This is a genomic window from Undibacterium sp. TJN25 (assembly GCF_049339885.1).
Lineage (GTDB): Bacteria > Pseudomonadota > Gammaproteobacteria > Burkholderiales > Burkholderiaceae_D > Undibacterium.
Genome location: NZ_JBMPPM010000011.1, coordinates 50,739 through 74,584, shown reverse-complemented (window position 1 = coordinate 74,584; position 23,846 = coordinate 50,739). Strand labels below are relative to the sequence as shown.

Here is a 23,846-nt window from a genome sequence, read left to right as displayed (position 1 = left end):
CACTCTCCTTGTCGCCGGTGCCTGGCAGCTTTGCCGGGCAGCCACGGACAAGCGAGACGGCATTCGGTGCGCCGGCGTTATTGCCGGCGCACCTTTTTTCATTCAGGCGACCCCTTGCATGCATACTCCTACCGCCCCTGCCCCATCACCCGGTTTCGGCCTGGGCCTGCGCACCGCGCACTACCATGAAATCCTGGCAGCGCCGCATCCGATAGACTGGTTTGAAATCCTGTCCGAAAATTATATGGTGCCGGGTGGCAAGCCGCTGGCGATGCTGGACAGCATACGGCAGGATTATCCCATGGTGATGCATGGTGTATCGATGTCGATAGGCACACCGGAAGGCCCGGACGACAGCTATCTGCGCGACCTGAAAAAACTGATGCAGCGCGTGCAGCCGCTGTGGGTGTCCGATCACCTGTGCTGGACGGGCGTACACGGCAGGAATATGCACGACCTGCTTCCGCTGCCCTACACGGAAGAGACGGTACGGCAGGTTGCCGGCAACATCCGCCGCGTGCAGGACTATCTGGAGCGGCCCCTGGTGCTGGAAAATGTTTCAAGCTACCTGTCCTTCAACAGTGACAGCATGCAGGAATGGGAATTCGTCGCTGCGGTGGCGGAAGAGTCCGATAGCCTGATCCTGCTGGACGTGAACAATATCTACGTCAGCAGCTTCAATCACGGCTTCGATCCGCTGGCCTACCTGGAAGGCATACCGCAAGGACGGGTGCAGCAGATCCATCTGGCCGGGCACAGCCACCACGGCACGCACATTATCGATACGCACGACCATGCCGTCGCCGATCCGGTGTGGCAACTGTATGCCGCCGCGTTGCGCCGCTTCGGCCAGGTCGCCAGCATGATAGAACGCGACGACCATATCCCGCCGCTGCCGGAACTGGTGGCGGAGCTCGGCGTCGCGCGTGGCATCGCTGCCGGCGTGCTGGCGGAGCAGCAGGCGCAGCGCACGGAGGCATACGCATGAGTTCCGCAACCACAGGCGTGCAACAGATACAGGACCGATTCCAGCAATACCTGCTGGGCACAGGCACGACGCACCCCGCCGGACAGCCGGCGATACTGGATGACGTCCGGGAGCAATTCGGCCTGCCGGCGGCAGACAGGCTGGCGATCTATTACGACGCCTACCGGCTGCGCATACGCGATGCGCTGGCCGATGCCTTCGGCAACACGCACGGCTACCTGGGTGACGACATGTTCTACGCGTTCTGCTACGACTATATCGATGCCCACCCATCGCAGTTGCGCAACCTGCGCTGGTACGGCGCGCAATTTCCCGCCTTCCTGGCCGGGCAGCTGCCGGCGCATCCGGTGGTAGCTGAACTGGCGGCCTTTGAATGGACGCTGGGCCTGGCCTTTGACGCCGAAGACCGGTCCGTGCTGGCGCTGGACGATCTGCGCGCGCTGGCGCCGGAAGACTGGGAAGGGCTGGGCTTTGAATGCCACCCTTCGCTGCACTTCCTGGACATGCAGTGGAACGCCGTGGCAATCTGGCTGGCGCTGAGCGAAGGGCAGGATCCGCCCGCTGCCGAACAGGGAGGAAGCGCGTCATGGCTGGTGTGGCGCAAGGACTTGCAGGCGCATTTCCGCTCGCTGGCGGACGAAGAACGCGATGCATTGCGCGGACTGGATGCCGGCAGCAGTTTTTCCGACGTCTGCGCTTTGGCGGCAGACCGCAATCCGGCAATCACGCCGCAGCTTGCCGGCTGGCTGCAAACCTGGCTGAACGGCGAAATGCTGAGCAGCATCCGGCGGCCATGCGCAGCAACGGCATGTTAGCGCGCGCTACCGAAAACGACTTCCACCTCGAACGCGCCGCGCAGCGCATTGCACAGCATTACACGATCGGCGTTGCGCAGGTCTTCCAGCGTTGACTGCCGTTCGCTTAACCCGAATGCCGCATCTTCCAGCATTGCGCTACGCATCACCCCGGGCAATACGCCGTCGCTCAGCGGCGGCGTTGTCCAGCGACCGTCCTTTTGCAGCAGCACATTGGTGCGCCCGCCTTCCGTCAGGTAGCCGCGTTCGTTGAAGAACAGCATGTCGAAAGCACCCTGCTGTTCTGCTGCCCGCCAGGCGCGGTCGTAGCGGTTGCGCACCGTGGTCTTGTGGCGCAGGAAGAGATCATGGCCAGCGGTCGTCTCCGCGGCCAGCAAAACCCTGGCGGGAGTTTGCAGTGCTTGCAGCTTGCCGCTGCTGACGTCGATTTCGCCCGAAGCCTGCAAGGCCAAGCGCACGCGGTAAGCGCCTGCATTTTCCGATCTGCCGCCCGGCCCGCTTTTCAGTTCACCTCTCAGTTCGTTCCATAGTTTTTCCAGCCTGGCGCGGATGGCTGCATCGTCATAGGCAAAACCGAAATACGCCGCCGACGCGCGCAGCCGCTGCAAGTGCCGCTCCAGGTGGCGGAAGCCTTCCCCCATACTCGCATGCATGGTTTCAAACAGGCTGAATTCCGCCGGCAGGCCGGTGAGAAATCCCGCCTTCAGCCGGCATTCTGCATATTCATCTTCGGCCACGCTGTCGTACACGATGCCCGCGCCCACGCCCAGCACGCCGCGGCGTATATTCACCGTGTCAACCGCATCGGCAGCATCAGCGGCATCGGTAGAAGGCGCCAGCAGATGCAGGGTGCGTATCGGCACCGACAGGCAAAAATCCCCTATGGCGCTGCCGTCTGCGGGCGGGTCGAACCAGCCTATGGCTCCGGTGTACAGGCCGCGCGGCTCGGTTTCCAGCTCGCGGATGATCTGCATGGTCCTGCGCTTGGGTGCGCCGGTGATGGAACCGCAGGGATACAGCGCCGATAGTACGTCGTGCAAATCCAGCTCCGGCCGCAAGCTGGCCTCCACCGTAGAAGTCATTTGCAGCACGCTGGAAAAACGCGTGACATCAAACAGCCGCGGCACACGCACACTGCCCGTTTTTGCTATGCGGCCCAAGTCGTTCCTCAGCAGATCCACGATCATCAGGTTTTCCGCGCGGTTCTTGCCGTCCGCGGCGAGCGCGTCGGCACGGCGCCGGTCTTCTTCTGCATCTCCGCTGGCCGCGGCTGTCCCCTTCATCGGCCTCGCAGTCAGCGTGCCGGCGGTATGCTGCACGAACAGCTCGGGCGATAGCGACAGCACGGCCTCTCCATCCGGCAATACAATCAATGCGCCGTACGGCACCGGCTGGCGCTGCCGCAGACGGCGGTACAGGGCCGGTGGCGAACCATAGGCATCGAAATGCAGGCGGTAGGTATAGTTGACCTGATAGGTGTCGCCGGCTGCGATATACGCCTGCACCTGTGCGATGGCCTCCGCAAAGGCGGTTTCATCGACGCTGGCGCGCACCCCGGCAATACCAGCAACGCCGGCTGGCATGGAATTGCACGCATCGGTCTGCGCATCCAGCCAAGCCTGCACTTGCTGCGCCGTCATCTGTTCGCAGCGTGCAAACAGCAGCATCCTGGAAGGCTGTTCCCCCAAAGCGCCGGCGGCAACATCGGGGAATGGCACGGCATGCAAGCTGGCGCCGGTGTCGTACGACAATAAAGCGACTGCATACGCGCCCTGCAGCAACGCCGTCTGCGTCTGCGCCAGCATGCCTTTCCACGAAACGGCATCGCGGCACTCCAGCACGCTGATCAGGCGCGTATACAGGCGCGAGCCGGCCACCATTGGCCCGGACTGCGCATCATCCAGCAATGCAAAACAATCTGCGGGAACGCGGGAGCTATCAGAAAAACCAGGGAAAACGGATAAGGAAGGCACGGAGGGCACGGAGGGCATGATGAGCGGAGCGTCACTACAAACGTCAAATACGAATGCCGAGCAGTGTAACCGCAGAAAGTCTGCACTGCACAGCGGGATTGTCAACCGTCCTGCGCACAATGTGGCGGCGAAGGATCATTTGCCTGGGCAAACTTTCATATCTGCCAATATTCATTGATAATGGGTGCACACATTCAATGAGGATGACATGCAAAGGCTTGTGCCCAATTTGCCGCTGGCAAGGAAATTTTCAGGCTATAACTTCGCCACCATCCTGGCCAGCCTGTTGGCGACGCTGGCCTGCCTGCTGACAATCAGCCTTTTTATTGCTGAACGGCATGTACGCAACGAAGTCATTTCCGAAGCCGGCATGCTGGCGGCCAGCTTGGCCCCCTCCGTTTCCATCCAGGATGCCGCAGCTGCGCGCAACCAGATCCTGCAGTCCAGCAGCCGCCCCGGCCTGCAATCCGTCAATGTCTATGATGTTCAGGGGCGCAGCTTCGCCAACTGGAGTGTGCTCAGCCAGTTCAATGGCCCGGCCGGCGCGGACATGCTGGTCATGGACAAATCCGTACATACCAGCTGGAGCATCAGCCAGCTGAGTGTGGCGACCCCTATCATTCTGGAAGACGAGATTGTCGGCAGGCTGCAGCTGCATACCAGTATTTTTTCCATTTACCAGGAATTGCTGGTTTTGCTGCTGTCCGGCCTGGTGTTGAGCGCCGTGGCCGCGCTGTTAGCCTGCTACCGGCTCACCAGGCTGCAGATACAAGCGCTGGAACCTGTGCATGAATTGGTTACCGTGTCGGAACAGGTGGTGAACCTGAACGATTACAGCATGCGCATCTGGAATGACGGCGAGCATGAATTCGCACCGCTGATCCAGCATTTCAACCAGATGCTGGCGCGCATCGACAACTGGGAATCCAGCGAGGACATCGCGATCCGGCAGCAGCGCGAGGAAGAGCAAAAGACCGATATCCTGGACAACCACGACAGCCTGACCCGGCTGCCCAATCGCCATTACTTTCACCGCGTGCTGGTGCACCATGTGGACGAGGCGGCGGAAACCGGAGAACTCGCCGCACTGATGTTCATCGACCTGGATAACTTCAAATTCATCAATGACGAATTCGGCTATGAAGCCGGCGATTTCGTGCTGACCACGATAGCCGGTCGGCTGGCGACCACCTTGCGCGGCACCGACACGCTATGCCGCATCGGCGGCGACGAGTTTGCCGCGATCTTGCCGCAGGTAGGCAGTATCCAGCTGGCGGAATCACTGGCGGACAGGCTGCTGGCGGGAATACGGCAGCCCATCCTCCTGTATGGCCAGAAGCTGGCAGTCAGCGCCAGCATAGGCCTGACCTGCGCGCCGCTGCATGCACAGGAACAGCGGCAGTTGCTGCGCAACGGCGACCTCGCGCTGGCGGCTGCCAAGGCGGCGGGCAAGGATATCTACCGCACCCACAAAACAATCTGAAATGCCGTAAGTACAAACCAGTACAAACTAGTGCGGGCTAGCGCAGCAGCAGCGCAAGCTGCATCGCGCCGTACTCGGTAGGGACCTGCTTGAATCCGGTCTTGGCGTAGCGATGCCAGCGGCCGACGACAAAGCTGGACAGCATGTTGGCACGGCCAGCCACTTCGCCCTCCACCGCATTGCCCTGCGTGACAGCCAGCCGCAGCGCCTGCCTGAACGCCAGCTCCACGCGCTCCACAAACTGGTTCATCCGCACTTGCAGGCGCTCGTCTTCATTGACCAGCGCGTCGCCTGTCATTACCTTGGTCATGCCGGGATTACGTTCGGAAAAATTCAGCAGCATCAATGCGATCGCCTGCGCCTGCAGCAGGCCGTCCTCATGCTGTTCGCTGATCTGGTTGATCAGGCCGAACACCGTGCTTTCGATGAACTCGATCAAACCCTCGAACATTTGCGCCTTGCTGGCGAAATGGCGGTACAGCGCCGCTTCCGATACCTCTATCTTTGCCGCGAGCGCCGCCGTGGTGATTTTCTCGCCCTTGGGATTTTCCAGCATCGCGGCCAGGGTCTGGAGTATCTGTAGCTTGCGTTCGCCCGGTTTGGAGGTTGCCATGTTTATTTTTTTAAATAGTGGATGCAATGAACTTTCAGCAGCGACCGGGCTGCCGGATCACAGCGCCAGGCCGGGCAGCTAACTCCAGCGGCGGCCGGGTAGTTGTTGTACGGATTTTACTGTTACATCTATGCAAGCGGCAGATTTTTTTGATTTTCCTGCCCTTGGCTGCTGCGGCAGGTACTGGGTCACCAATACGGTGCGCATGCCCAGCTGCTTTGCCGCGCGCAGGTTGGCGACAGTGTCTTCCACCAGGATACAGCGTGCAGCAGCAACACCGAGCCCGGCCAGCAGCTTGCGCAGGTAGCGGCGCGAAGGCTTGGGGCTCAGGCGGCGAAACACCCGCATGTCTTCAATGGGGATATGCTCGGCAAAATGCCGGTGCAGGCCGATGTGGCGTACCACATCGCGCGCATACTTGCGCGGCGCATTGGTCAGCAGTATCTTGCGCCCCGGCAGGCGGCGGAACAGGCCGGCCAGCCCGCGCTCGGCCCGTATCATTGCCGGCAGGTCTTCAAAGGTGTGCGCTTCATGCAGGAAGTCGTCGGCGTCCACGCCGTGGTGCTTGATCAGGCCCATCAGCGTGGCGCCATAGCGTTGCCAATATAGCAGCCGGGCTGCGTCCACGGTGGCCGGATCGGCCGGATTATCGCCGTCCCCCAGCACCCTGGCCATGTAAGCATTCATGTTGACGTTGACCGCCGGGAAGATGGCATGCGACGCATTATGCAGCGTATTGTCGAGGTCAAACAGCCAGACCGGGCCGGAACGCTTGGATTTCATCGGATCATGGAGTGTGGGCAGCGGGCGGCACAGGCCGCCCGTATTCCCGGGCGAGTAAGGCACGGTGAACTGTAACAGCTGAAACGAGCGTGCTTGTCACGTGCCCTTTACTCCCCTTTCAACTGTTGCACTCCACTAGTGGCTGCGTATCATCGTGCCGAAAGCCTGCTCGGTCAGCACTTCCAGCAGCAGCGAATGTTCAATGCGGCCATCAATAATATGCACCGTGTTGACGCCCGACTTGGCGGCATCCAACGCCGATGAGATCTTCGGCAGCATGCCGCCGGAGATGGTGCCGTCTGCAAACATCTCGTCAATCTCGCGCGCCGACAAATCAGTGACCAGGTTGCCCTGCTTGTCCAGCACGCCGGGGATATTCGTCATCATGATCAGCTTTTCAGCCTTCAGGATTTCAGCGATCTTGCCCGCCACCAGATCGGCATTGATGTTATACGCCTGGCCGTCTTCACCGAAACCGATAGGCGAAATGATGGGGATGAACGCATCGTCCTGCAACGCCTTGACCACGGCCGGGTTGATCGCGTCGATCTCGCCGACAAAGCCGATATCGAGGAAGTTGCCCGGATTTTCGCGGTCGGCCATTTTCAGCTTGCGCGCGCGGATCAGGCCGCCGTCCTTGCCCGTCAGGCCGACTGCCTGGCCGCCGTAATGGTTGATCAGCATGACGATATCCTGCTGCACTTCGCCGCCAAGCACCCACTCCACCACTTCCATGGTTTCTTCGTCGGTAATCCGCATGCCTTGCACGAAAGTGCCCTGCTTGCCTATTTTTTTCAGCGCATTATCGATCTGCGGGCCGCCGCCATGCACGACAACCGGGTTCATGCCGACCAGTTTCAGCAAGATCACGTCGCGTGCGAAACCGTGTTTCAGCCGTTCTTCGGTCATGGCATTGCCGCCGTATTTGACGACGATGGTTTTTCCGTGAAATTTACGGATATACGGCAGCGCTTCAGCTAGAATCTCTGCCTTGATCTCCGGAGCGACCGAAGCCAGTCTGTCTATCGGCGCCGTTTCGGTATCGGTTGCATTGCTCATAAGGTATCCTGATGTCCTGATAAAAGGTCTTAAATTCGTTTCTTCAATTCGATTTTCAGGATTTTACAGGGAAACAGTGCAAGTTTCTTTGCCGAACATGGGTATTTCAGATCGCAAATTTTGAATATTTTGCTCAAATGACATCTAGCGAAACACTTTACCTGCAACTGGAGGCAATGCGCCCTGCGCTACTGCGCTTTGCCCTACTGCAATTACGCAACGATACGCTGGCGGAAGATGCGGTGCAGGACGCCTTGCTGGCCATTCTGGAGAAACCGGACAGTTTTGCCGGCCAGTCATCGCTGCGGACTTATGTAATAGGCATCCTGAAATACAAGATCATCGACTGCCTGCGCGCGTCCAGCAAGGAAAAGCAATTGCAGACCACCGACGATGAGTCCGAGGCCGATCTGATCGACAGCCTGTTTGCGGCTGACGGCCACACGATAGAAATGCCGAAGGCCTGGGGCGACCCGGACGCGACGCTGGAACAGAAGGATTTTTTCCGTGTCATGGAAATATGCCTGGAAAAGCTGCCGGCCAAGACCGCCCGGGTTTTCATGATGCGCGAATGGCTGGATCTGGATACCGAAGAAATTTGTAAGGAATTGCAGCTGACTACGTCTAACGTATGGGTAGTTCTATATCGCGCACGGCTGCGCCTAAGGGAGTGCCTGGATTTGAACTGGTTCGGCAAACAAGCCTAATAATATAAATTGCAGGAAAGATATGCTGATTCGACTCACATGCAAGGAAGCGCACAAGATAGTCTCCGAAGGCCTGGACCGGGACCTGGGAACTTTCGAGCGCACCCGGCTACGCCTGCACCTCAGCGTGTGCGATGCCTGCACCAATTTTAACGGGCAGATGCAGACCATACGCCAGGCGATGCAAAAAATGAAATTCCAGGATCCGTTTTCCCCGGAGCCCTGATTCCCACGACAAACGCACTATCATCGCACCATGAGCAATTGCCCGCGCTGCAACGCGCAATTCACCTGTTGCATGGCCGACCAGACCGGCAAAGATTGCTGGTGCGGCGCCATGCCCAGGCTGCGCCTGGAAGACCTGCCGGCCAGCAGCAGTATCGCCATCCCCCAGGACGCCAGCTGCTATTGTCCTGATTGCCTGCGCGCCTGGAAAGCTGAAAATGACGCCGCAGCACAAAAGAGTTAGCCCGCGCTTACGCTGGCGAAGCAATGATGCCGGCGGGACAGCCTGCGCGCATTTCAGTTACCATAAGCATGTTTACCTAAAATAGTATCCATTCCATCACTGCGTGAGACGCGCCTGAAGGGAAATGGATACACACCACCGGAAGCAAGCATGCCTACCACCCTGACCCCAGTCGATACGCCCATCCCTGTTTCCCAGCGCATACGCGAACGCATACAGGCGAAAAAAACCCGCTTCCATGCAAACGATAATATTGCGCAGTTCATCCAGCCGGGCGAACTCGACCAGCTGCTTGACGAGGTTGAAGAGAAGCTGAAGGGGGTGCTGCAAAGCCTGGTCATCGATACCGACAGCGACCACAATACGCAGGACACCGGCCGCCGCGTGGCCAGGATGTTTATCAACGAAGTCTTCAAGGGCCGCTATGTACCTATGCCGGCGGTCACTGAATTCCCGAATGCATCTCGCCTCAACGAGCTGATGATCATCGGCCCGATCACGGTGCGCAGCGCCTGCTCGCACCATCTGTGCCCGATTATCGGCAAGGTGTGGATAGGCGTAATGCCGAATGAACATTCCAACCTGATAGGCTTGTCCAAATACGCGCGGATCGCCGAATGGGTCATGAGCCGCCCGCAGATACAGGAAGAGGCCGTCGTGCAACTGGCCGACACGCTGCAGGAGAAGATGCATCCGGATGGGCTGGCCGTGGTCATGGAAGCCGACCACTTCTGCATGCACTGGCGCGGCGTGAAGGACATGGATGCCAAGATGATCAACAGCGTGATGCACGGATCCTTCCTGAAGGATCCCAACCTGCGCCGTGAATTCCTGTCCCTGATTAAACGATAGCCCGCGTCCGCGCCGGCAGATAAAGGCGCAACGCGATAGTGCGCAACAGTACAAGGAGAGCAGCATGCTAGTCAGATTACTTTATGCCAGCCGGGCCGCAGACAAGAAGCTCTGCGATATCATTGCCGACATCATGCAGCAGTCGCGCACCCATAACCCGAAGAACGGCATTACCGGCATCCTGTGCCACAGCGACAACGTGTTCATGCAGGTGCTGGAAGGCGGCCGCGAAGCGGTCAACAAACTGTATGCGCAGATTTTGAAGGATCCGCGCCATACCGATGTGATATTGCTGCACTATGAAGAAATCATGGAGCGGCGCTATAGCGGCTGGACCATGGGCCAGGCCAACCTGGGCAAGATCAACCCATCCATCCTGTTGAAATATTCGGATCTGCCGGAACTGAACCCGCATGCAATGTCGGGCAAGATGTCGCTGGCGCTGGTGGAAGAGCTGATCGCCACGGCCTCCATCGTCGGACGCACCTGAACGCTTCATTCATCGGTGGCCGACACAAGAGACAGACCACGGCTTATTCCGCAAGCTTGCGCCTGGACGTTTCTATCGCCTCGTCCAGATACGCTCCATAAAAATCTTCCAGCAAGGCGCCGACGATGGGCGGCGCCAGCGCATTTCCATCCCTATCCAGGAACAGCACCGTAGGCGCGGCCTTGACCGCATAGGCGGCCGCCACTTGCCGCTCGCTGATGAGCTTGCCGTCGAACCCGCTGACGATGATTTCGCTGTTGATATATACCTGGCGCACGATGACTCCCTGCTTGCTCAGCGGAACCAGATGCTGGCGCCGCACCTGCTCGCAGTAGGGGCAATCCGGCAGGCTGACGATCAGGATCAGCGGCATGCCCTGCTTCGCTGCGGCAATGGCCTCCTGCCGCAGGTTGACCGCCGCAGGCAGCGGCGTTTCCTTTGCCATGACGGGAGTTGCCTGTAACAGGCAGATCGCAAGCAGTGTCAGCAGCAAGCCGACGAGATGATGGATACGATAGACGCGATAGCCCCGATAGACACGCCAGCCTCGCATGCTCAGCTCCCCTGGCCCGGCGCAATGCCGGGATTGCCGCGTACGCCCTTGATCTTTGGCTGGTTCAGCGTGCGCGTGCCGACCTGCTTCTGCGATTTCAGATAACGCGCCATGACGTCCCATATAGGCTCGCCGCTGGCGCCTTCGGCCACCGGCGCCCAACCTGCCACCTTGTACTGCTTGCCTGCTTCTATCGTCTTGCCGGCCAACCGCATGTCGCTGATGCGCCCGCCCATGGGAGCCACCGGGTCAATCGCATACTGCAAGCCGCCGACACGCACCATGTCGCCGCCTTGCTGGTAGTAGGGATCTGGATTGAACAGGTTGTCAGCCACGTCTTCCAGGATGGTCTTGATGGTGTCGCCACTCATCATGGTCACAGTCGTATACGGATAGGTGATCGCGGTCTGGTCCATCAGGTGTTCCATCGTGATGGTCTGTCCGGGCAGCAGCGAGGTGCCCCAGCGGAAGCCCGGCGAAAAAGCGATCTCTGCATTTTTTTCCGCCATCAGGCCATCCAGGATCAGCTGGTCGAAACTGCCGTTGAAATTCCCGCGCCGGTACAGCAGACCCTCGCTGACGGCAAGTTCCTCCGCCAGTTGTTGCGCATACGGCGCCCGCAGCTTTGTAATCAGCGCCTGCATTTCCCGGTCGGGCGGCAGCATATTGGCGAATACCGGCAGCAGCTTGTAGCGGAAATCGCTGACTTTGCCGTGCATCACATCGAAATCCAGCACGCCGAGGAATTTACCGTTGGAGCCGGCATTGGTCACCAGCGTCTTGCCGCTGGCATTGCTGACGATGACGGGTGCGGGCACGCCGTCATGCGTATGTCCGCCCATGATGGCGTCAATGCCGGTGACGCGGCTGGCCATCTTCAGGTCCACATCCATGCCGTTATGGCTGAGCACCACGACCACCTGCGCACCCTTGGCACGTGCATCGTTGACGGTAGCCTGCATTTCCTTTTCCTGGATGCCAAAGGTCCAGTCCGCCACCATATAGCGCGGGTTGGCAATCGGCGTATAAGGAAAGGCCTGGCCTATGATGGCCATCGGCACGCCGTTGAGCTGCCTGATGACATAGGGCATAAATACCGGGTCGCCGAAATCATTGGTCTTGACATTCTGCGCGACAAAATCGATCTTGCCGGCCAGGTCCTTGCTGATAATTTCCTGCACCCTTTTATCGCCAAGCGTGAACTCCCAGTGCGCGGTCATTATATCCACGCCCAGTAGTTTGCAGGCCTCGACCATGTCCTGGCCCTTGGTCCATAGCGCAGTCGCCGAACCCTGCCAACTGTCGCCTCCGTCCAATAACAGCGCCTGCGGCCGGCTCGCCCTCAATTGCCGGACCAGCGTAGCGATGTGCGCAAATCCGCCGACCTTGCCATAAGTCTTGGCTGCCTGCGCATAATCTAGATAAGTAAAAGCATGCGCTTCCACCGTACCGGGCCGTATGCCGTAGGCCTTCAGCAAGGCTTCGCCAACCAGGTGCGGCGGTTTGCCGAACTGGCCGTCAAAACCGAGGTTGACATCAGGTTCGCGGAAATACAGGGGATTGAGCTGCGCATGGCAATCGGTAAAGTGCAGCAGATGCACATTACCAAAAGCGGGCAGATGATACATGCCGCCATCCGCGGCACTGGCGTCCGCAGCATCGGCAGCATTGGCCGCGGATGCATACCTGGCCAAAGGCAAACCGGCAGCGGCGCCCGCTGCCAGCATTTGTAGAAATTCTCGCCTGTACATGACTGCTCCGAAGGAGTGGAACGAACCGGCCGGCCTTATTGGTTGACCGGCGACTTCGGATCCAGCAGCAGCGCGACCAGGTCCATGATCTGCGCCTGCGTCAATATCTTCTGGTGGCCGAAGCGCGGCATGTTCGAGCATGCTGAAAATGCCTGCGCATTGTAGATTTTCTTGTACGTATAATCGGCGATTTCCTTACCCTGGCCGCGCAGCTTGCCGTAGTTGTACAGCGAAGGGCCGATATTGCCATAGGAAATCTCCTGCGGCGCAATCTGGTGGCAGGCATAGCAGTTGCCGCCGCCGACATCACCGGCCTTGTCGCTGAACGTCAGGCCTCGTCCGTTCTGCGCAATTTTTTCGCCTTCCTGCCAGCTACCGTTCGGCGTATCCGTTGCCGGCATGACGATGGCGGATAGCTGTGCTTTTTCTATTTTTCCTGCAATGTCCTTCGGCACCTCCTTGCCCGCATACTCGGTGCAGATGCGTTGCAGCTCATCCTGGGTCAGCCTGTCGATGGATGCAATGCCGCTGGTCACGAAAGAAGCCTTCATCGACTCCTGCGCCAGCCTGGCCGCTTCTGCGTCGGAAATACCATTGCTGCCACTGCTGCCCATGCCGGCGCAGCCGGCCAGGGCGACCGCCAGCGCTATCAGCGCCGCGCCTGCCATCGATATGTTTTTCTTGTTCATCATGATCTCGCTTCAGGCTTAACGTTTAAGAGCGGGCGCATTATAGGTCGCGCCTTCGGCATTCTTCGCCAGGAACATCGTCAACGCGGTAATCGCATCGGAGGTGTACAAGGGCTCGGGAAAACGCTGCTGGCGGAAGCAGTCGTTCAGCCTGTGCTGCATCGTACGTACCTCGCCCTGCGAAACGCGGTAGGCAGGCCAGGTCGCATAGGCTTCGCGGGCGTCCTTGGAATTGGTCAGGTCCGGCAGATACTGCAGCCGTATGCGCTTGTCCGGCGCACCGTGGCAGGTAGCGCAGGAGAAATCGTAAGGTCCGGCGCGGTAATAAAATATCTGGCGGCCTATCGCATAGGCTTCTTTTTCCTTGGGATGAGACAGCGGCGTCGCCATCTTCATGCCGCGCGACTGTTCGGTGATGTAGGCTGCCAGCGCCTCCATGTCGGAGGGCTTGCCCGGTGAAGAGAAAGGATTTTTCTTGGCGTCCGCAGCACTCATGCCCTGCAAGGTCACCATGCAGGTCACCAGCCGCGATTCCAGGTCCTGGACCGTTTTGGTGTCTTCAAAATAACGCGGCAGCTTTACGTAGGCGCCCGCCACCACGCCCGGGCCGACACCGAGATCGCACTTTTCCAGGCTGACCTTGTTGGGGCCGCGCGGCGTCTTCCACAGCACTTCGCCCTTCATTTCCGACAGCTCCGCCGGATTGTCGCCTGCCAGCATGTCGCGGTATTTGGTCAGCGGATCATCCTTGCCCTGTTGGGCAAGGGCGATATGTGCCGTGCTTGCCAGCGCCAGCGCGCCTGCCGCCAGGATCAGCCTGTTCAACGTTTTCATCTTGTCTCCATGATCTTGCTGCCTGCCGCAACCATGCGTGACAGGGGAAATGCAGGGAAAAACAACACTTCGTCAGATGACGGTGCCTTCGTCGTGCCGCTTGTCGCCATGGTTATCGACCCAGTCTACGGTGATCTTGTCGCCTTTTTCCGCACCCTTGAAACGGAAGGACAATAAAGGGTTCTTGGAAATGGACGTGCCGAACTGCGCAGTAAACACTTCCTTGTCCTTATGCTTGAACGACACGTTCTGGATGAACCAGGCCGGCACGATCTTGCCGCTGCCGTCCTTGCGCTGACCGGTTTCCATTTCGTGGCTCATCAATACCTTGACTTCGGTGACGCCTGCTTTTTCTGTTGCGCGTATGCGCATCGGGTCTGCCATGCTGCTCTCCTGATTATTTATTCGTGCCCGGTATGCCCTATGCTTGTTGCACCGGGCCTTCCGGGTCGCCTGCTAGCCGCCGCAGCCGCCCAGAGTGACTTTGATCTCTTTGCTTGCGACGAACCATTTGCCATCGGCCTTGACCAGTGCATGCACATTGGATGTCTGCGCCATCTTGACGCGGGTCGCGACATAGGGCTCCGTACCGGCAGGGATCGCAAAGGTCCCGGACAACGCCGCCGGATTTTTTTCCACGACGATGGCCATCTGCTGCACATTGGGCAGCGTGGACGATATCGCGATAGGCACCACGGCGCCGTTTTCGGCGATATCCGGCGCATCGATCACCACTGCTGTCGAAGCGCTGGCAGTGCTGCCACCCAATGCCTTTACGGTGTCGCCCAGGCTCTTGGCATCAAACGCAGACTTGTTCCAGTCCTGCGCCTGCGCCCAGGCCTCGCCCGGCTTGATCAGTCCCGCAGCGACCGCCATACCCATGATGCTGGCGATGCGCAATACATCACGACGATTTTGTTCCATTGACGTCTCTCCTGTTTATACAAACCTATTTTAATAGTTTTTCAGCCGGATTTATTATTTCCATGGAAACAAGAGTAAATTGCCGGCTTTCTCCATTCCGTGCCCCGGCTTTTTTATTGGGCGCCGCCCATGATCCATCTGACAATCATTTTGATATCGGCATCGGGCACTTGCGCGTTGGAAGGCATGGGAACACTGCCCCAGACGCCTTGCCCGCCCGCTTTTATCTTGGCGACCAGCGTGTCTTCAGCGCCGGATACACCCGCATACTTTTTCTGCACGTCGCGCAAGGCCGGACCTACTATCTTGTTGCTGATGCCATGGCAGGCCATGCACGCATATTTTTTTGCCAGCGCTGCCGCGTCAATGACGGGCGCAACATTGTTTTTCGGCGGTTCAGCAGAGGCCGAAGGCGCCGCGGGCACGGTCTTTCCTTTCAGCGGCTCAGTCGGCGCGGCGGCCAGCGTGTCCGCACCGCGCACCGGGCCGATGAGACGATTTTGTTCGGCGATATCGCCGTGGGCATTCCGGGCGTAATCAGGCAGGCGGGATGAGATGCTGACGCTTGCAGCGCAATCCGTCATGCAGGCAATATTCCTGACGTCAGGCTTGCCTTTGATATCCCACATGCCGTGGCGGGTTTGCAGGCCATTGCGGTTCGGCAGGCGTTTCTGCACATCGGCGATGTTATGGTTGCTGAGCACATAGTCGTCCGGCACCACTTCAGCCATGTTCAGGATATACGCAGTTACCGCGTAGACTTCGTCGGTCGTCAGTGATTTGGGCACATTCCAGGGCATTGCACGGTTGATATAGTCCCACAGCGTGGAGACCTGCGACAGTTTCATCATCGTCGTGCGTTGCGGCTGCGTGTTGCCGCTTAGCGCGGCCACGCGGCCAATTTCTATATCCTGCTTTGTTGTACCGCCGATGATGGGCGTGAACACCTGGTTGGACTCGCCGAAACTGCCGTGGCACATCGCGCATTTTCCTTCCCACACCAGCATGCCTTTTTCCACACTGCCGGAACCGGGCGGCAAACCCTTGAAGTCCGGACGCACGTCGATATCCCATGCGGCGATTTCCTTCGCCGTGGCAGTACGGCCCACGCCGGGATAGCTGTCTGCAGCAAGCGCTTGCATCGACACAAAGCACAGCAGCAGAACGGTGAATACTGCGCGAACTGCTCGGCTCACAGCGAAGCTACACATTTCAGGAAACGTGGACATTGCCTACCTCACCGGTTTCCGCCACTTGCCAAGACTGTATCGCGTTGTTGTGATAGATCGATTTTGCGCCACGTACTTCGCGCAACTGCCGCATCTGCGGCTGCACGTAGCCGGTTTCATCGATGGCCCGCGATTGCAGTATCGCCGCACCACCATTCCATACCCAGTCGATATTGAAGCGCGTCAGACATTTGCTGAGCACCGGTGTTTCCAGCCTTGCCGTACGCCAGTTCTTGCCGCCATCCACGGAAACATCTACCCGTTTGACCTTGCCTCGTCCCGACCAGGCAATGCCGGAAATATTGAAATAGCCTTTGTCGATCAGTTGCTGCCCGCCGGATGGCGTCGTGATGACGGATTTGCATTCCTGTATCGACGTATATTGCCGGTGCGTGCCGTCCGGCATCAGGTCGATATAGTGGACGGTCTCGTCCTTGGTCGCATACGGCATGTCGCCGACCTCTATCCTGCGCAGCCACTTGACCCAGGAAACACCCTGCACGCCCGGCACCACCAGCCGTAACGGATAGCCGTTTTCCGGCCGCAGCATTTCGCCGTTCATGCCATACGCCACCATGACATCATCCATGGCCCTTTCCAGCGAAATAGTGCGTGTCATCGAAGAGCCATCAGCCCCTTCCGCCAGGATGAACCGCGCGCGTTTGCGATCGATGCCGCAGGCATCCAGTATTGTCGATAGCGGCACACCGGTGAATTCGCAGCAGCTCAGCATGCCGTGCGTGTACTGTACGGTAGGCACGGCGACATTGCCCCACTCCATGCCGGTATTGGCGCCGCACTCGATGAAATGCATGCGCGACACCGACGGCAGCCGCATGATGTCGTCCATCGTAAAAACGCTGGGATTGCTCACCAGGCCGTTAACCATCAGCCGGTGCTGTTGCGGATCGATGTCGTGCCAGCCTTGGTGGTGTCGTTCGAAATGCAGGCCGTTGGCGGTGATGATGCCAAACATGCCTTGCAGCGGGCAGAATGATACCGAAGCCGCGCCCACTCTTGTCAGGCCCGGGCTTTCGCGCCGCTGCAGATTTTTTTCGTATTTGGAAGGCTGGCCATAGGGGCTGGTTGCCACCGGCAAACCCAGGGTTCTGGAATATTCGGGCAGGTTCAGGATCGCCGGATCACCCTCGAAGACGTCCGCAGCCATCGCCTTTGAGGAGGCCAGGCCAGCGGCCGTGCCCAGTGTGGCGGCAAAGCTCCTGCGCAGGAAGGAGCGGCGCTGCTCGTTCAGCCCCTGTGTCGTGATTTCCTGGATCAGGTCCTGGCCGAGGAAATTTTCTGGGGCTTTCTGCAAACGTCCTGGCGGTTTTTGCTGGGTCATCTTGTCCGTCTTTTGCACAATGCTACAAGGCCGTCGTGCAGACAAACCGGCTACAACCCGGATATCTTACGAAACGGCTATCCCAATGGCATGAAATCCCTGACCGCTCGCCTGGAAATATTTTGCTCTTCCATGCTGCTGGCAATCTGCGTGCATACCGACCGGCATAGTTCGACACAGGCTTCGTCGGAAATGACGTAGTACACCATATTGCCTTCCTTGCGGCGGCCCAGGACTCCGGCGCGGTACATCGTATTCAGGTGCCGGGACACATTGGCCTGCGTGGACTCCACCGACGCGACCACATCCGTTACCGATTTCTCCCCATCGCACAAGGCGTGCAGGATCTTCAGCCTGGTAGGCTCGGACAACAGGGCAAAATATCCCGATACTTTTTCAAACAACTGGTTCAGTTCATTCATCGCTGCTCCATCAACTATATGCGCAATAAAGCATATAGTTATATGCATTATCAATTAATAAGTTGAATATACAAGACATTTTGATCTTGCATTGCAGCAGATGCGTCCGCTGCAATGCCTGCCCAAAGGCCACTCAGGCCAGGGTATCGGCCCAGATATTCTGCGCCCAGCTTTCAGCGAACTTCATTTCGGCTTCATTTGCCGCCGCCGACAGGCCGCCGGCGCCGGGCACGCTGAGGAAGGTCTTTTTCTCGGCGCTGTAGGCATGCACCGAAGCGATGTGCACGACCTCTTTCTCCGACACATAGCTGTAACAGGTATTGTTGAGCATGGGCGCCTGGTTGGGTGTGTCGCCGTTCAGCAGATCAATGACTGCGGCAGCGCAGACCTTTGCATGCTGGTTCGCCATGTGCCCGGACTTGGGCATCAGCGGCGCGACCTGGATCGCATCGCCGAGTATGTGGATATTCTTTGCCTGGGTCGATTCAAACGTGAGGAAGTCCACTTCGCACCAGCGCTTGTTCATGTTGGCAACGCCTGCCTGCACGGCAATGGCGCCGGCGCGCTGCGGCGGAATCACATTGACTACCGCACCCTGCACCCTGTCGCCGAAGTCGGAAATGACAGTATTGGCGGCGGCATCGACATCGGCACTTGTAAATTTTGGCGTATATTCAACGATGCCCTTGTACTGCTCGGCCCAGACCTTTTTGAACAGCGGCCCTTTGGACAATACGTCGTCATTGGCGTCCAGGATCAGCACCTTGGATTTCTTTTTGTAGCGGGCAAAATAGGCCGCCACCTGGCAGGCCCGTTCATACGGGCCTGGTGGGCAGCGGAAGGGCGCCGGCGGAATGGAAATGACAAACGTGCCGCCGTCCGGCATCGCTTCCAGCTGCTTGCGCAAGGTCAGCGTCTGCGGCCCGGCCTTCCATGCATGCATGATTTTTTGCTGGGCTTCCGGCGTAGCCATGCCGGGCAGCTGGTCCCACAGGAAATCAACGCCGGGGCTCAAGATCAGCCTGTCATAAGCCAGGCTCTGGCCGCTGGCCAGTGTGAGCATGCGCTGCTCCTTGTCTACCGACTGCGCATAATCCCGGACCAGCTTTACACCATGCCGCTGCACCAGGTTATCGTAACCGAGCGTGATGTCAGACATCTGGCGGAACCCTGCCAACACCAGATTGGACAAGGGGCAGGAAACGAACTGCGGATTCGGCTCCACCAGCGTGACATCGATTTTTCCCTCGCCCCATAGGCGCAGGTATTTAGCGGCCGTAGCGCCGCCATAACCGCCGCCGACGACAACCACCCTTGCGCGAGGTGCAGCCTGCGTGCGCGCCAGCGGGCTAGCCAGCAACGCGCCGGCCGGCACCAGGCTGCCCAGCGCCTGCATGAATTGACGGCGTTTCATTTTTCACCTCTTGCCGGAACCGGTTTCAGTGCAGAAAAATAGGCGGCTATCTGCGCCACCTGTTCATCGGTATATCCCTTGGCCAGCTGTTGCATCACCGTCGAAGGCCGGGCGCCGGATTTAAACGCCTGCATGCTGGTAATGATGCCGGCGCTGGACTGCCCCGCCAGCGGCGGCAAACTGTTGCCCACAGCCACCCCTGTCGTGCCATGGCAGCCGGCACAGCTGGCGGCAAGGCGTTGCGCCGCTTTGCGGGTATCCATTGTGGTATCCGCTGCTGCCTGCGCCAGCGCAGGCAGCGCGCAGCTAAACAGCATCCATGCAATCATGCGAGCCATAGGGCCTCCTTATTATCTGTGTCTGTCTTGTCGTCTGTATTGCTGTCCATCTTGCCGCTTCAGGCCCCGCCGTAAGCCCAATGGTGCTGCGTGTACGTTGCCGCGACTGCATCGGGCACCGGGCTATCAATAGCAGCGCAAATGCAACGCACCAGATCCGCAACCTGCACGTTCATGGCAGAGCCGGCGGCGGCCAACAGCATGCGCGCCAGAAAAGGCTTGGCCAGTGGGGCCAGTTGATTAAGCCTGTCCAGTGCCTGCTTGACAGCAGCAAAATCCAGCTTTGCCACGGCCACCATGTCCTTGCCTTCTATGCCTAGCTCCGGCACGGCAGATGCGCCGCGCATGAACGCCTGACTGACTGAACCGGTCTCTCCCGCAGCAAAAGCAGCCAGCGATAGCAATAGTATAGTCTCAGCCCGCAACTCCGTCAGACGCCGGTACCGGACCTCCGCGGCGCGCGCGGAACGGGGCCCCAGGCGCCGGCTGAGCACAGTCTGCAACACGAATTCTGCCAGCGTGATTCGCTGGTCAGCCACGATCAACTGGTCTGCGATCGCCAGCAGGCTGATGCGCTGCTCATCAGATAGCATGCGCAGCGCCGGCATTGCCAGGTCCAGTAGCGGCAGGCGCGCACTGAGAGGCAGTTTCTCGATACCTTCCCATAATTGCGTCGCCAGCGCGCATTGCTGCTGCGCGCCGCGGTCCAGTATGGCGAGTTGCTCCACATAGGCTTGCGGATCCGACTTGTCCAGCAATAACGCATATACCAGTGCGCCCGCGCCGAACGGGTCGCGCGCGGCATTCATCAATGCCGGCGCCAGTGCCGTTCGGGGCCGCCCGTCAGCCGCCTGGGACACTCCTGCCGCTGCCTGCGCCTTGGCTTTTGCGGCCTGCACCAGTTCTATGTTCCTGGAGCCGAAACCGTATACACCCTCGGGCAGTGGCGCGATATCCAGCGCTTCATGCAGCTCGCCTGCGTCCAGGAAATCCACATGCCGGCCATACACGCGGCGCAGCCGCTCTTGCAACGGCGGATGGGTAGCGAACAGGCCGGACAACAGGCTGGGCCGCGCCGCGCCGAGAAACAGGTGGGACAACTGTTCTGCCTTGGGGCTGTCTATGCGCGAACCGCATTGGTTGATACGGCCGAGGCCGCCTATCTTGCGCAAGGCGCCGCCTATGCCGTCCGGATTACGCGTAAACTGCACCGAACTGGCATCGGCCAGGAATTCGCGCTGGCGGGACACGGCGGACTTGATCAGGCGCCCGAAAAAGATACCAACGTAGCCAACCACAAAAAATACCGCGCCCACCACCAGCAGCACCAGTTGCAAAGGCGGCCCCTTGTCGTCGCGGCCGCGCGATGAGCCCAGCTGCGAACCCCAATACATCAGCTCCTGCCCAAAGCCGGCCAGCATCTGTATGCCGAACAGCACGCCGATCAGCTTGATGTTCATGCGCATGTCACCATTCATGATGTGGCTGAACTCATGCCCCACTACGCCTTGCAGTTCGTCCCGCGTGAGGCGTGCCAGCGCGCCGCGCGTGACGGCCACCACCGCTTCGTTCTGGTGGTAGCCGGCGGCAAAGGCGTTAATCGCATCCTCCTTGTCCAGCACATATACGCGGGGGCAGGCAATGCCGGATGCCAGCGCCATTTCCTCGACAACGTTCAGCAGGCGACGCTCCTGCGTATCTTTTGAAGACGGCATCACGAGGCGGCCGCCGGCCATCTGCGCTACCGCATCGCCACCGCTGCCTAGCCTGACAGTTTCCAGCAAGGTGCCGCCGCCGATAAACAGCAGTGTCAGCAGCGTATTGGTCAGGAAGAATCCATGCGGATAAGGATGGGCCGGCGACAGCGGGCCGCCATGCGCCCATATCCAGATCAGCGCAAGGCTGCCATTGACGGCCAGCACAATGGCCAGCACCGCGAGCAAGAACAGCAGCAGCAATTTCCTGCTCTGGCGATGCGCCTGGTCTTGTTGCTCAAAGAAATCCATCAGGATCTGGAGGCTTTAAATACTACGTGGTATGCGAAGGCAGCGGCGCGCCGCTTGTTGCCGCTTATTGCCGCTTTTGTGTGTTTTGCCGTATTGTGCCAAGCCATATTGCCGAAACTTGGCTTTCGCCTAGAACGACACCTTGATGGCCTTACGCTCTTCAGCCGACTCGGTTGCCTGCAAGAGTTCACCGGCGCGGAAACCCGATATGCCGGCAATGACCGAACCCGGGAATTGCTCTATCGACGTGTTGTACTGCATGACGCTATCGTTATACGCCTGGCGCGAAAAAGCGATCTTGTTTTCGGTGCTGGTCAGCTCTTCGGTGAGCTGCATCATGTTCTGATTGGCCTTCAGGTCGGGATAGGCTTCCGACAGCGCAAACATGCGGCCCAGCGACGCGGTCAGCGCGCCTTCCGCTGCGGATAACTGCTGCACCGCTGCCGCATCGGCGGGATCACCGGCGGCTTTGGCGCTGGAGGTAACCGCCTGGTTGCGCGCGGCGATCACCGCCTCCAGCGTTTCCCTTTCGTGCTTCATATAGCCCTTGGCGGTTTCAACCAGGTTGGGAATCAGGTCGTAGCGGCGTTTAAGCTGCACATCGATCTGTGCAAACGCATTCTTGAAACGATTACGCAGGCTGACCAGCCTGTTGTAGGCGCCGACCGCCCAGAAAACCAATACCAGAATAATGACCACCAGAATGATCAGTGCCGCCATGATTGCTCCCGTAGAGTATGGTAAGGAAACCCGGGGCAACTGGTGCCGCGGGCGTCTTCTGTGCAGTATTGCGAATTGCGGCTAAGCGTGATGAAGAGTAAAAACCCGGCTTGGCGGCTGCCGCCAGATTATTTGTCTTTGCTGCCGTCTTTATCCTTGCTGGAAGTATCTGGTGTCGCCATCATTTCCTTCAGCTCGCCTTCGCTGATGTAGTCAAACACCTTGACCACTTTGCGCACGCCGCTGACGCCGCGCGCCACTTCGCCGGCAAGGTTGCCTTCACGCTGGGTCACTCGGCCCATCAGGTAAACAACGTTGGATTCGGTGACGACCTTGAAGGCGCTGGCGTACAGGTCCTTGGTATCCACAAACGACGCCTTCACCTTGCCGGTGATCAGCGCGTCATTGGAACGGCTGGTGTAGTTGGACACGCCGGCCACCTGCAATTCATTGGCGACCGAGGCCACGCCTTCTATGCCGCGCATTTCACGGTCAGCCGTTGCCTTGGCCTGCTCGTCGGCGACTTCGCCGGTCAGCAGTACCTTGCGGTTGAAGCTGTTGACATTGACATGCGCAGAATCGCCGAGCACGCGGTTCAGGCGGGTATCGCCCTTGACGGCAATGGTCTTGTCTTCGGTCTGTGCGCCCAGCGTCCTGCGGTCGGTGGCAGCGAGCGTACCCATTACTGCGCCGCCCACCATCACGCCTACGCAGCCTTGCAGGCTTACCAGTGCAGCACAGCACAGGGTTATTGCAGCCAGCGGCTTGGCCGTCTTTTGCCAGACAGTAGAACGGTCAGTCATTTGCGTCTCCTCCGAATAGTGCGGCGTCGATGCCGTCGCACAGACAGTGTATGGTTAATAAATGGACTTCCTGGATACGGCAGGTACGGTCATGCGGAACACAGATATTGACGTCGGCGTCGGTCAGTATCTTGCCGATTTCTCCGCCGCCCTTGCCGGTCAGCGCCACGACGCGCATTTCGCGCTCCAGCGCTACCTTGATCGCATTGACCACGCTGGCAGAATTCCCCGACGTGGACAAGGCCAGCAATACGTCGCCGGCCTGGCCGAAAGCCTGCACCTGCTTGGAAAACACTTCCTGGAAACTGTAGTCGTTGGCAACCGCAGTCAGGATAGAGGTATCGGTCGTCAGCGCCATCGCCGGCAGCGGCAGGCGTTCACGCTCGAAGCGGCCGACCAGTTCTGCCGCAAAATGCTGGCAATCCGCTGCCGAGCCGCCATTGCCGCACGCCAGGATCTTGTTCCCGTTAGACAATGCAGAAAACATAAGTTCCACAGCATATTCGATAGGCTGGGCCAGCAGTTCGGCGGACTGCATTTTTAATTCGGCACTTTCTTGGAAGTGCGCCAGGATACGTTGATTTGTCAT

General features: G+C 59.1%; 27 protein-coding genes. 8 read left to right on the top strand and 19 right to left on the bottom strand.

Annotated features, from left to right (window positions below; genetic code table 11):
- Positions 1 to 118 precede the first annotated feature (118 nt).
- Together ACO0LO_RS23505 and ACO0LO_RS23500 are read left to right on the top strand one after the other, a co-directional pair.
- Complete coding sequence (locus ACO0LO_RS23505; RefSeq protein ID WP_422967962.1) at positions 119 to 988, top strand: DUF692 domain-containing protein; 870 nt, start codon at positions 119 to 121, stop codon at positions 986 to 988.
- Positions 985 to 1,803: a putative DNA-binding domain-containing protein gene (locus ACO0LO_RS23500; protein WP_422967960.1), complete on the top strand. Its 819-nt coding sequence runs from the start codon at positions 985 to 987 to the stop codon at positions 1,801 to 1,803. Before ACO0LO_RS23505 ends, ACO0LO_RS23500 begins: the two co-directional genes overlap by 4 nt.
- Here ACO0LO_RS23500 and pabB read toward each other — a convergent pair.
- The gene (pabB, locus tag ACO0LO_RS23495; RefSeq protein WP_422967958.1) at positions 1,800 to 3,794 is read right to left on the bottom strand and encodes an aminodeoxychorismate synthase component I; all 1,995 of its coding nucleotides are present in this window, start codon (positions 3,792 to 3,794) and stop codon (positions 1,800 to 1,802) included. The genes ACO0LO_RS23500 and pabB overlap by 4 nt on opposite strands.
- A gap of 190 nt (positions 3,795 to 3,984) precedes the next feature.
- Here pabB and ACO0LO_RS23490 point away from each other — a divergent pair, with 190 nt between their 5' ends.
- A complete protein-coding gene (locus ACO0LO_RS23490; RefSeq protein WP_422967956.1) occupies positions 3,985 to 5,259 on the top strand; it encodes a diguanylate cyclase domain-containing protein in 1,275 nt (424 codons plus the stop codon).
- Positions 5,260 to 5,296: 37 nt separating this feature from the next.
- On the opposite strand, the gene slmA is transcribed toward ACO0LO_RS23490, so the two are convergent.
- From slmA to argB, 3 genes are all read right to left on the bottom strand, one after another.
- Positions 5,297 to 5,872 (bottom strand): nucleoid occlusion factor SlmA, encoded by a 576-nt coding sequence (slmA, locus tag ACO0LO_RS23485; protein ID WP_422967954.1) that lies wholly within the window; start codon positions 5,870 to 5,872, stop codon positions 5,297 to 5,299.
- Between the two features lie 78 nt (positions 5,873 to 5,950).
- Positions 5,951 to 6,655, bottom strand: coding sequence for a pyrimidine 5'-nucleotidase (locus ACO0LO_RS23480; protein ID WP_422968221.1), 705 nt, complete (start codon positions 6,653 to 6,655; stop codon positions 5,951 to 5,953).
- Between the two features lie 135 nt (positions 6,656 to 6,790).
- Positions 6,791 to 7,714, bottom strand: coding sequence for an acetylglutamate kinase (gene argB / locus ACO0LO_RS23475; RefSeq protein ID WP_422967952.1), 924 nt, complete (start codon positions 7,712 to 7,714; stop codon positions 6,791 to 6,793).
- Between the two features lie 137 nt (positions 7,715 to 7,851).
- Here argB and ACO0LO_RS23470 point away from each other — a divergent pair, with 137 nt between their 5' ends.
- From ACO0LO_RS23470 to ACO0LO_RS23450, 5 genes are all read left to right on the top strand, one after another.
- Positions 7,852 to 8,421, top strand: a complete 570-nt coding sequence (locus ACO0LO_RS23470; RefSeq protein WP_422967950.1) for a sigma-70 family RNA polymerase sigma factor — start codon at positions 7,852 to 7,854, stop codon at positions 8,419 to 8,421.
- Positions 8,422 to 8,443: 22 nt separating this feature from the next.
- The gene (locus tag ACO0LO_RS23465) at positions 8,444 to 8,647 is read left to right on the top strand and encodes a zf-HC2 domain-containing protein (protein WP_422967948.1); all 204 of its coding nucleotides are present in this window, start codon (positions 8,444 to 8,446) and stop codon (positions 8,645 to 8,647) included.
- 30 nt (positions 8,648 to 8,677) lie between these two features.
- The gene (locus ACO0LO_RS23460; RefSeq protein WP_422967946.1) at positions 8,678 to 8,890 is read left to right on the top strand and encodes a cysteine-rich CWC family protein; all 213 of its coding nucleotides are present in this window, start codon (positions 8,678 to 8,680) and stop codon (positions 8,888 to 8,890) included.
- A 150-nt stretch (positions 8,891 to 9,040) separates the two neighbouring features.
- Positions 9,041 to 9,742, top strand: coding sequence for a GTP cyclohydrolase I (folE, locus tag ACO0LO_RS23455; protein WP_422967945.1), 702 nt, complete (start codon positions 9,041 to 9,043; stop codon positions 9,740 to 9,742).
- A 64-nt stretch (positions 9,743 to 9,806) separates the two neighbouring features.
- Positions 9,807 to 10,232, top strand: coding sequence for a BLUF domain-containing protein (locus tag ACO0LO_RS23450; protein ID WP_422967943.1), 426 nt, complete (start codon positions 9,807 to 9,809; stop codon positions 10,230 to 10,232).
- A gap of 43 nt (positions 10,233 to 10,275) precedes the next feature.
- On the opposite strand, the gene ACO0LO_RS23445 is transcribed toward ACO0LO_RS23450, so the two are convergent.
- The 15 genes from ACO0LO_RS23445 to ACO0LO_RS23375 form a co-directional block, all read right to left on the bottom strand.
- Entirely contained in the window at positions 10,276 to 10,785 is a 510-nt protein-coding gene (locus ACO0LO_RS23445; RefSeq protein WP_422967941.1) for a thioredoxin fold domain-containing protein, read from the bottom strand.
- Between the two features lie 2 nt (positions 10,786 to 10,787).
- The gene (gene soxB / locus ACO0LO_RS23440) at positions 10,788 to 12,536 is read right to left on the bottom strand and encodes a thiosulfohydrolase SoxB (protein WP_422967939.1); all 1,749 of its coding nucleotides are present in this window, start codon (positions 12,534 to 12,536) and stop codon (positions 10,788 to 10,790) included.
- A 35-nt stretch (positions 12,537 to 12,571) separates the two neighbouring features.
- A complete protein-coding gene (gene soxX / locus ACO0LO_RS23435) occupies positions 12,572 to 13,228 on the bottom strand; it encodes a sulfur oxidation c-type cytochrome SoxX (RefSeq protein ID WP_422967937.1) in 657 nt (218 codons plus the stop codon).
- A gap of 15 nt (positions 13,229 to 13,243) precedes the next feature.
- Positions 13,244 to 14,059: a sulfur oxidation c-type cytochrome SoxA gene (gene soxA, locus ACO0LO_RS23430; RefSeq protein WP_422967935.1), complete on the bottom strand. Its 816-nt coding sequence runs from the start codon at positions 14,057 to 14,059 to the stop codon at positions 13,244 to 13,246.
- Positions 14,060 to 14,131: 72 nt separating this feature from the next.
- Positions 14,132 to 14,443 carry a thiosulfate oxidation carrier complex protein SoxZ gene (soxZ, locus tag ACO0LO_RS23425; RefSeq protein ID WP_422967933.1) on the bottom strand — a complete coding sequence of 104 codons (312 nt, stop codon included), beginning with the start codon at positions 14,441 to 14,443 and terminating at the stop codon, positions 14,132 to 14,134.
- Between the two features lie 72 nt (positions 14,444 to 14,515).
- The gene (soxY, locus tag ACO0LO_RS23420) at positions 14,516 to 14,983 is read right to left on the bottom strand and encodes a thiosulfate oxidation carrier protein SoxY (protein WP_422967932.1); all 468 of its coding nucleotides are present in this window, start codon (positions 14,981 to 14,983) and stop codon (positions 14,516 to 14,518) included.
- Positions 14,984 to 15,096: 113 nt separating this feature from the next.
- A complete protein-coding gene (locus ACO0LO_RS23415) occupies positions 15,097 to 16,179 on the bottom strand; it encodes a c-type cytochrome (RefSeq protein ID WP_422967930.1) in 1,083 nt (360 codons plus the stop codon).
- A 16-nt stretch (positions 16,180 to 16,195) separates the two neighbouring features.
- Positions 16,196 to 17,554 (bottom strand): sulfite dehydrogenase, encoded by a 1,359-nt coding sequence (gene soxC, locus ACO0LO_RS23410; RefSeq protein WP_422967929.1) that lies wholly within the window; start codon positions 17,552 to 17,554, stop codon positions 16,196 to 16,198.
- Between the two features lie 77 nt (positions 17,555 to 17,631).
- Complete coding sequence (locus tag ACO0LO_RS23405) at positions 17,632 to 17,976, bottom strand: ArsR/SmtB family transcription factor (RefSeq protein ID WP_422967928.1); 345 nt, start codon at positions 17,974 to 17,976, stop codon at positions 17,632 to 17,634.
- Between the two features lie 133 nt (positions 17,977 to 18,109).
- Positions 18,110 to 19,390, bottom strand: a complete 1,281-nt coding sequence (locus ACO0LO_RS23400) for an FCSD flavin-binding domain-containing protein (protein WP_422967926.1) — start codon at positions 19,388 to 19,390, stop codon at positions 18,110 to 18,112.
- The gene (locus tag ACO0LO_RS23395; protein ID WP_422967924.1) at positions 19,387 to 19,728 is read right to left on the bottom strand and encodes a c-type cytochrome; all 342 of its coding nucleotides are present in this window, start codon (positions 19,726 to 19,728) and stop codon (positions 19,387 to 19,389) included. The genes ACO0LO_RS23400 and ACO0LO_RS23395 overlap by 4 nt, the downstream gene beginning before the upstream one ends.
- A 59-nt stretch (positions 19,729 to 19,787) precedes the next feature.
- On the bottom strand, positions 19,788 to 21,734 hold the full coding sequence (locus ACO0LO_RS23390; RefSeq protein ID WP_422967923.1) for a M48 family metallopeptidase: 1,947 nt from the start codon (positions 21,732 to 21,734) through the stop codon (positions 19,788 to 19,790).
- A gap of 129 nt (positions 21,735 to 21,863) precedes the next feature.
- Positions 21,864 to 22,454, bottom strand: coding sequence for a LemA family protein (locus ACO0LO_RS23385; RefSeq protein WP_422967921.1), 591 nt, complete (start codon positions 22,452 to 22,454; stop codon positions 21,864 to 21,866).
- A 128-nt stretch (positions 22,455 to 22,582) separates the two neighbouring features.
- Entirely contained in the window at positions 22,583 to 23,257 is a 675-nt protein-coding gene (locus tag ACO0LO_RS23380) for a BON domain-containing protein (RefSeq protein WP_422967919.1), read from the bottom strand.
- Positions 23,250 to 23,846 (bottom strand): phosphoheptose isomerase, encoded by a 597-nt coding sequence (locus tag ACO0LO_RS23375; RefSeq protein ID WP_422967917.1) that lies wholly within the window; start codon positions 23,844 to 23,846, stop codon positions 23,250 to 23,252. The genes ACO0LO_RS23380 and ACO0LO_RS23375 overlap by 8 nt, the downstream gene beginning before the upstream one ends.

Coding starts and splice junctions, on each gene's coding strand:
- ACO0LO_RS23405 (WP_422967928.1), bottom strand. CDS start 17,976: ATGAATGAACTGAACCAGTTGTTTGAAAAAGTATCGGGATATTTTGCC.
- ACO0LO_RS23390 (WP_422967923.1), bottom strand. CDS start 21,734: ATGGATTTCTTTGAGCAACAAGACCAGGCGCATCGCCAGAGCAGGAAA.
- soxX (WP_422967937.1), bottom strand. CDS start 13,228: ATGATGAACAAGAAAAACATATCGATGGCAGGCGCGGCGCTGATAGCG.
- soxC (WP_422967929.1), bottom strand. CDS start 17,554: ATGACCCAGCAAAAACCGCCAGGACGTTTGCAGAAAGCCCCAGAAAAT.
- ACO0LO_RS23470 (WP_422967950.1), top strand. CDS start 7,852: ATGACATCTAGCGAAACACTTTACCTGCAACTGGAGGCAATGCGCCCT.
- ACO0LO_RS23445 (WP_422967941.1), bottom strand. CDS start 10,785: ATGCGAGGCTGGCGTGTCTATCGGGGCTATCGCGTCTATCGTATCCAT.
- soxA (WP_422967935.1), bottom strand. CDS start 14,059: ATGAAAACGTTGAACAGGCTGATCCTGGCGGCAGGCGCGCTGGCGCTG.
- ACO0LO_RS23490 (WP_422967956.1), top strand. CDS start 3,985: ATGCAAAGGCTTGTGCCCAATTTGCCGCTGGCAAGGAAATTTTCAGGC.
- ACO0LO_RS23500 (WP_422967960.1), top strand. CDS start 985: ATGAGTTCCGCAACCACAGGCGTGCAACAGATACAGGACCGATTCCAG.
- ACO0LO_RS23505 (WP_422967962.1), top strand. CDS start 119: ATGCATACTCCTACCGCCCCTGCCCCATCACCCGGTTTCGGCCTGGGC.
- pabB (WP_422967958.1), bottom strand. CDS start 3,794: ATGCCCTCCGTGCCCTCCGTGCCTTCCTTATCCGTTTTCCCTGGTTTT.
- ACO0LO_RS23480 (WP_422968221.1), bottom strand. CDS start 6,655: ATGAAATCCAAGCGTTCCGGCCCGGTCTGGCTGTTTGACCTCGACAAT.
- soxB (WP_422967939.1), bottom strand. CDS start 12,536: ATGTACAGGCGAGAATTTCTACAAATGCTGGCAGCGGGCGCCGCTGCC.
- ACO0LO_RS23375 (WP_422967917.1), bottom strand. CDS start 23,846: ATGACAAATCAACGTATCCTGGCGCACTTCCAAGAAAGTGCCGAATTA.
- ACO0LO_RS23395 (WP_422967924.1), bottom strand. CDS start 19,728: ATGGCTCGCATGATTGCATGGATGCTGTTTAGCTGCGCGCTGCCTGCG.
- soxY (WP_422967932.1), bottom strand. CDS start 14,983: ATGGAACAAAATCGTCGTGATGTATTGCGCATCGCCAGCATCATGGGT.
- folE (WP_422967945.1), top strand. CDS start 9,041: ATGCCTACCACCCTGACCCCAGTCGATACGCCCATCCCTGTTTCCCAG.
- slmA (WP_422967954.1), bottom strand. CDS start 5,872: ATGGCAACCTCCAAACCGGGCGAACGCAAGCTACAGATACTCCAGACC.
- soxZ (WP_422967933.1), bottom strand. CDS start 14,443: ATGGCAGACCCGATGCGCATACGCGCAACAGAAAAAGCAGGCGTCACC.
- ACO0LO_RS23465 (WP_422967948.1), top strand. CDS start 8,444: ATGCTGATTCGACTCACATGCAAGGAAGCGCACAAGATAGTCTCCGAA.
- ACO0LO_RS23450 (WP_422967943.1), top strand. CDS start 9,807: ATGCTAGTCAGATTACTTTATGCCAGCCGGGCCGCAGACAAGAAGCTC.
- ACO0LO_RS23460 (WP_422967946.1), top strand. CDS start 8,678: ATGAGCAATTGCCCGCGCTGCAACGCGCAATTCACCTGTTGCATGGCC.
- ACO0LO_RS23400 (WP_422967926.1), bottom strand. CDS start 19,390: ATGAAACGCCGTCAATTCATGCAGGCGCTGGGCAGCCTGGTGCCGGCC.
- argB (WP_422967952.1), bottom strand. CDS start 7,714: ATGAGCAATGCAACCGATACCGAAACGGCGCCGATAGACAGACTGGCT.
- ACO0LO_RS23380 (WP_422967919.1), bottom strand. CDS start 23,257: ATGACTGACCGTTCTACTGTCTGGCAAAAGACGGCCAAGCCGCTGGCT.
- ACO0LO_RS23385 (WP_422967921.1), bottom strand. CDS start 22,454: ATGGCGGCACTGATCATTCTGGTGGTCATTATTCTGGTATTGGTTTTC.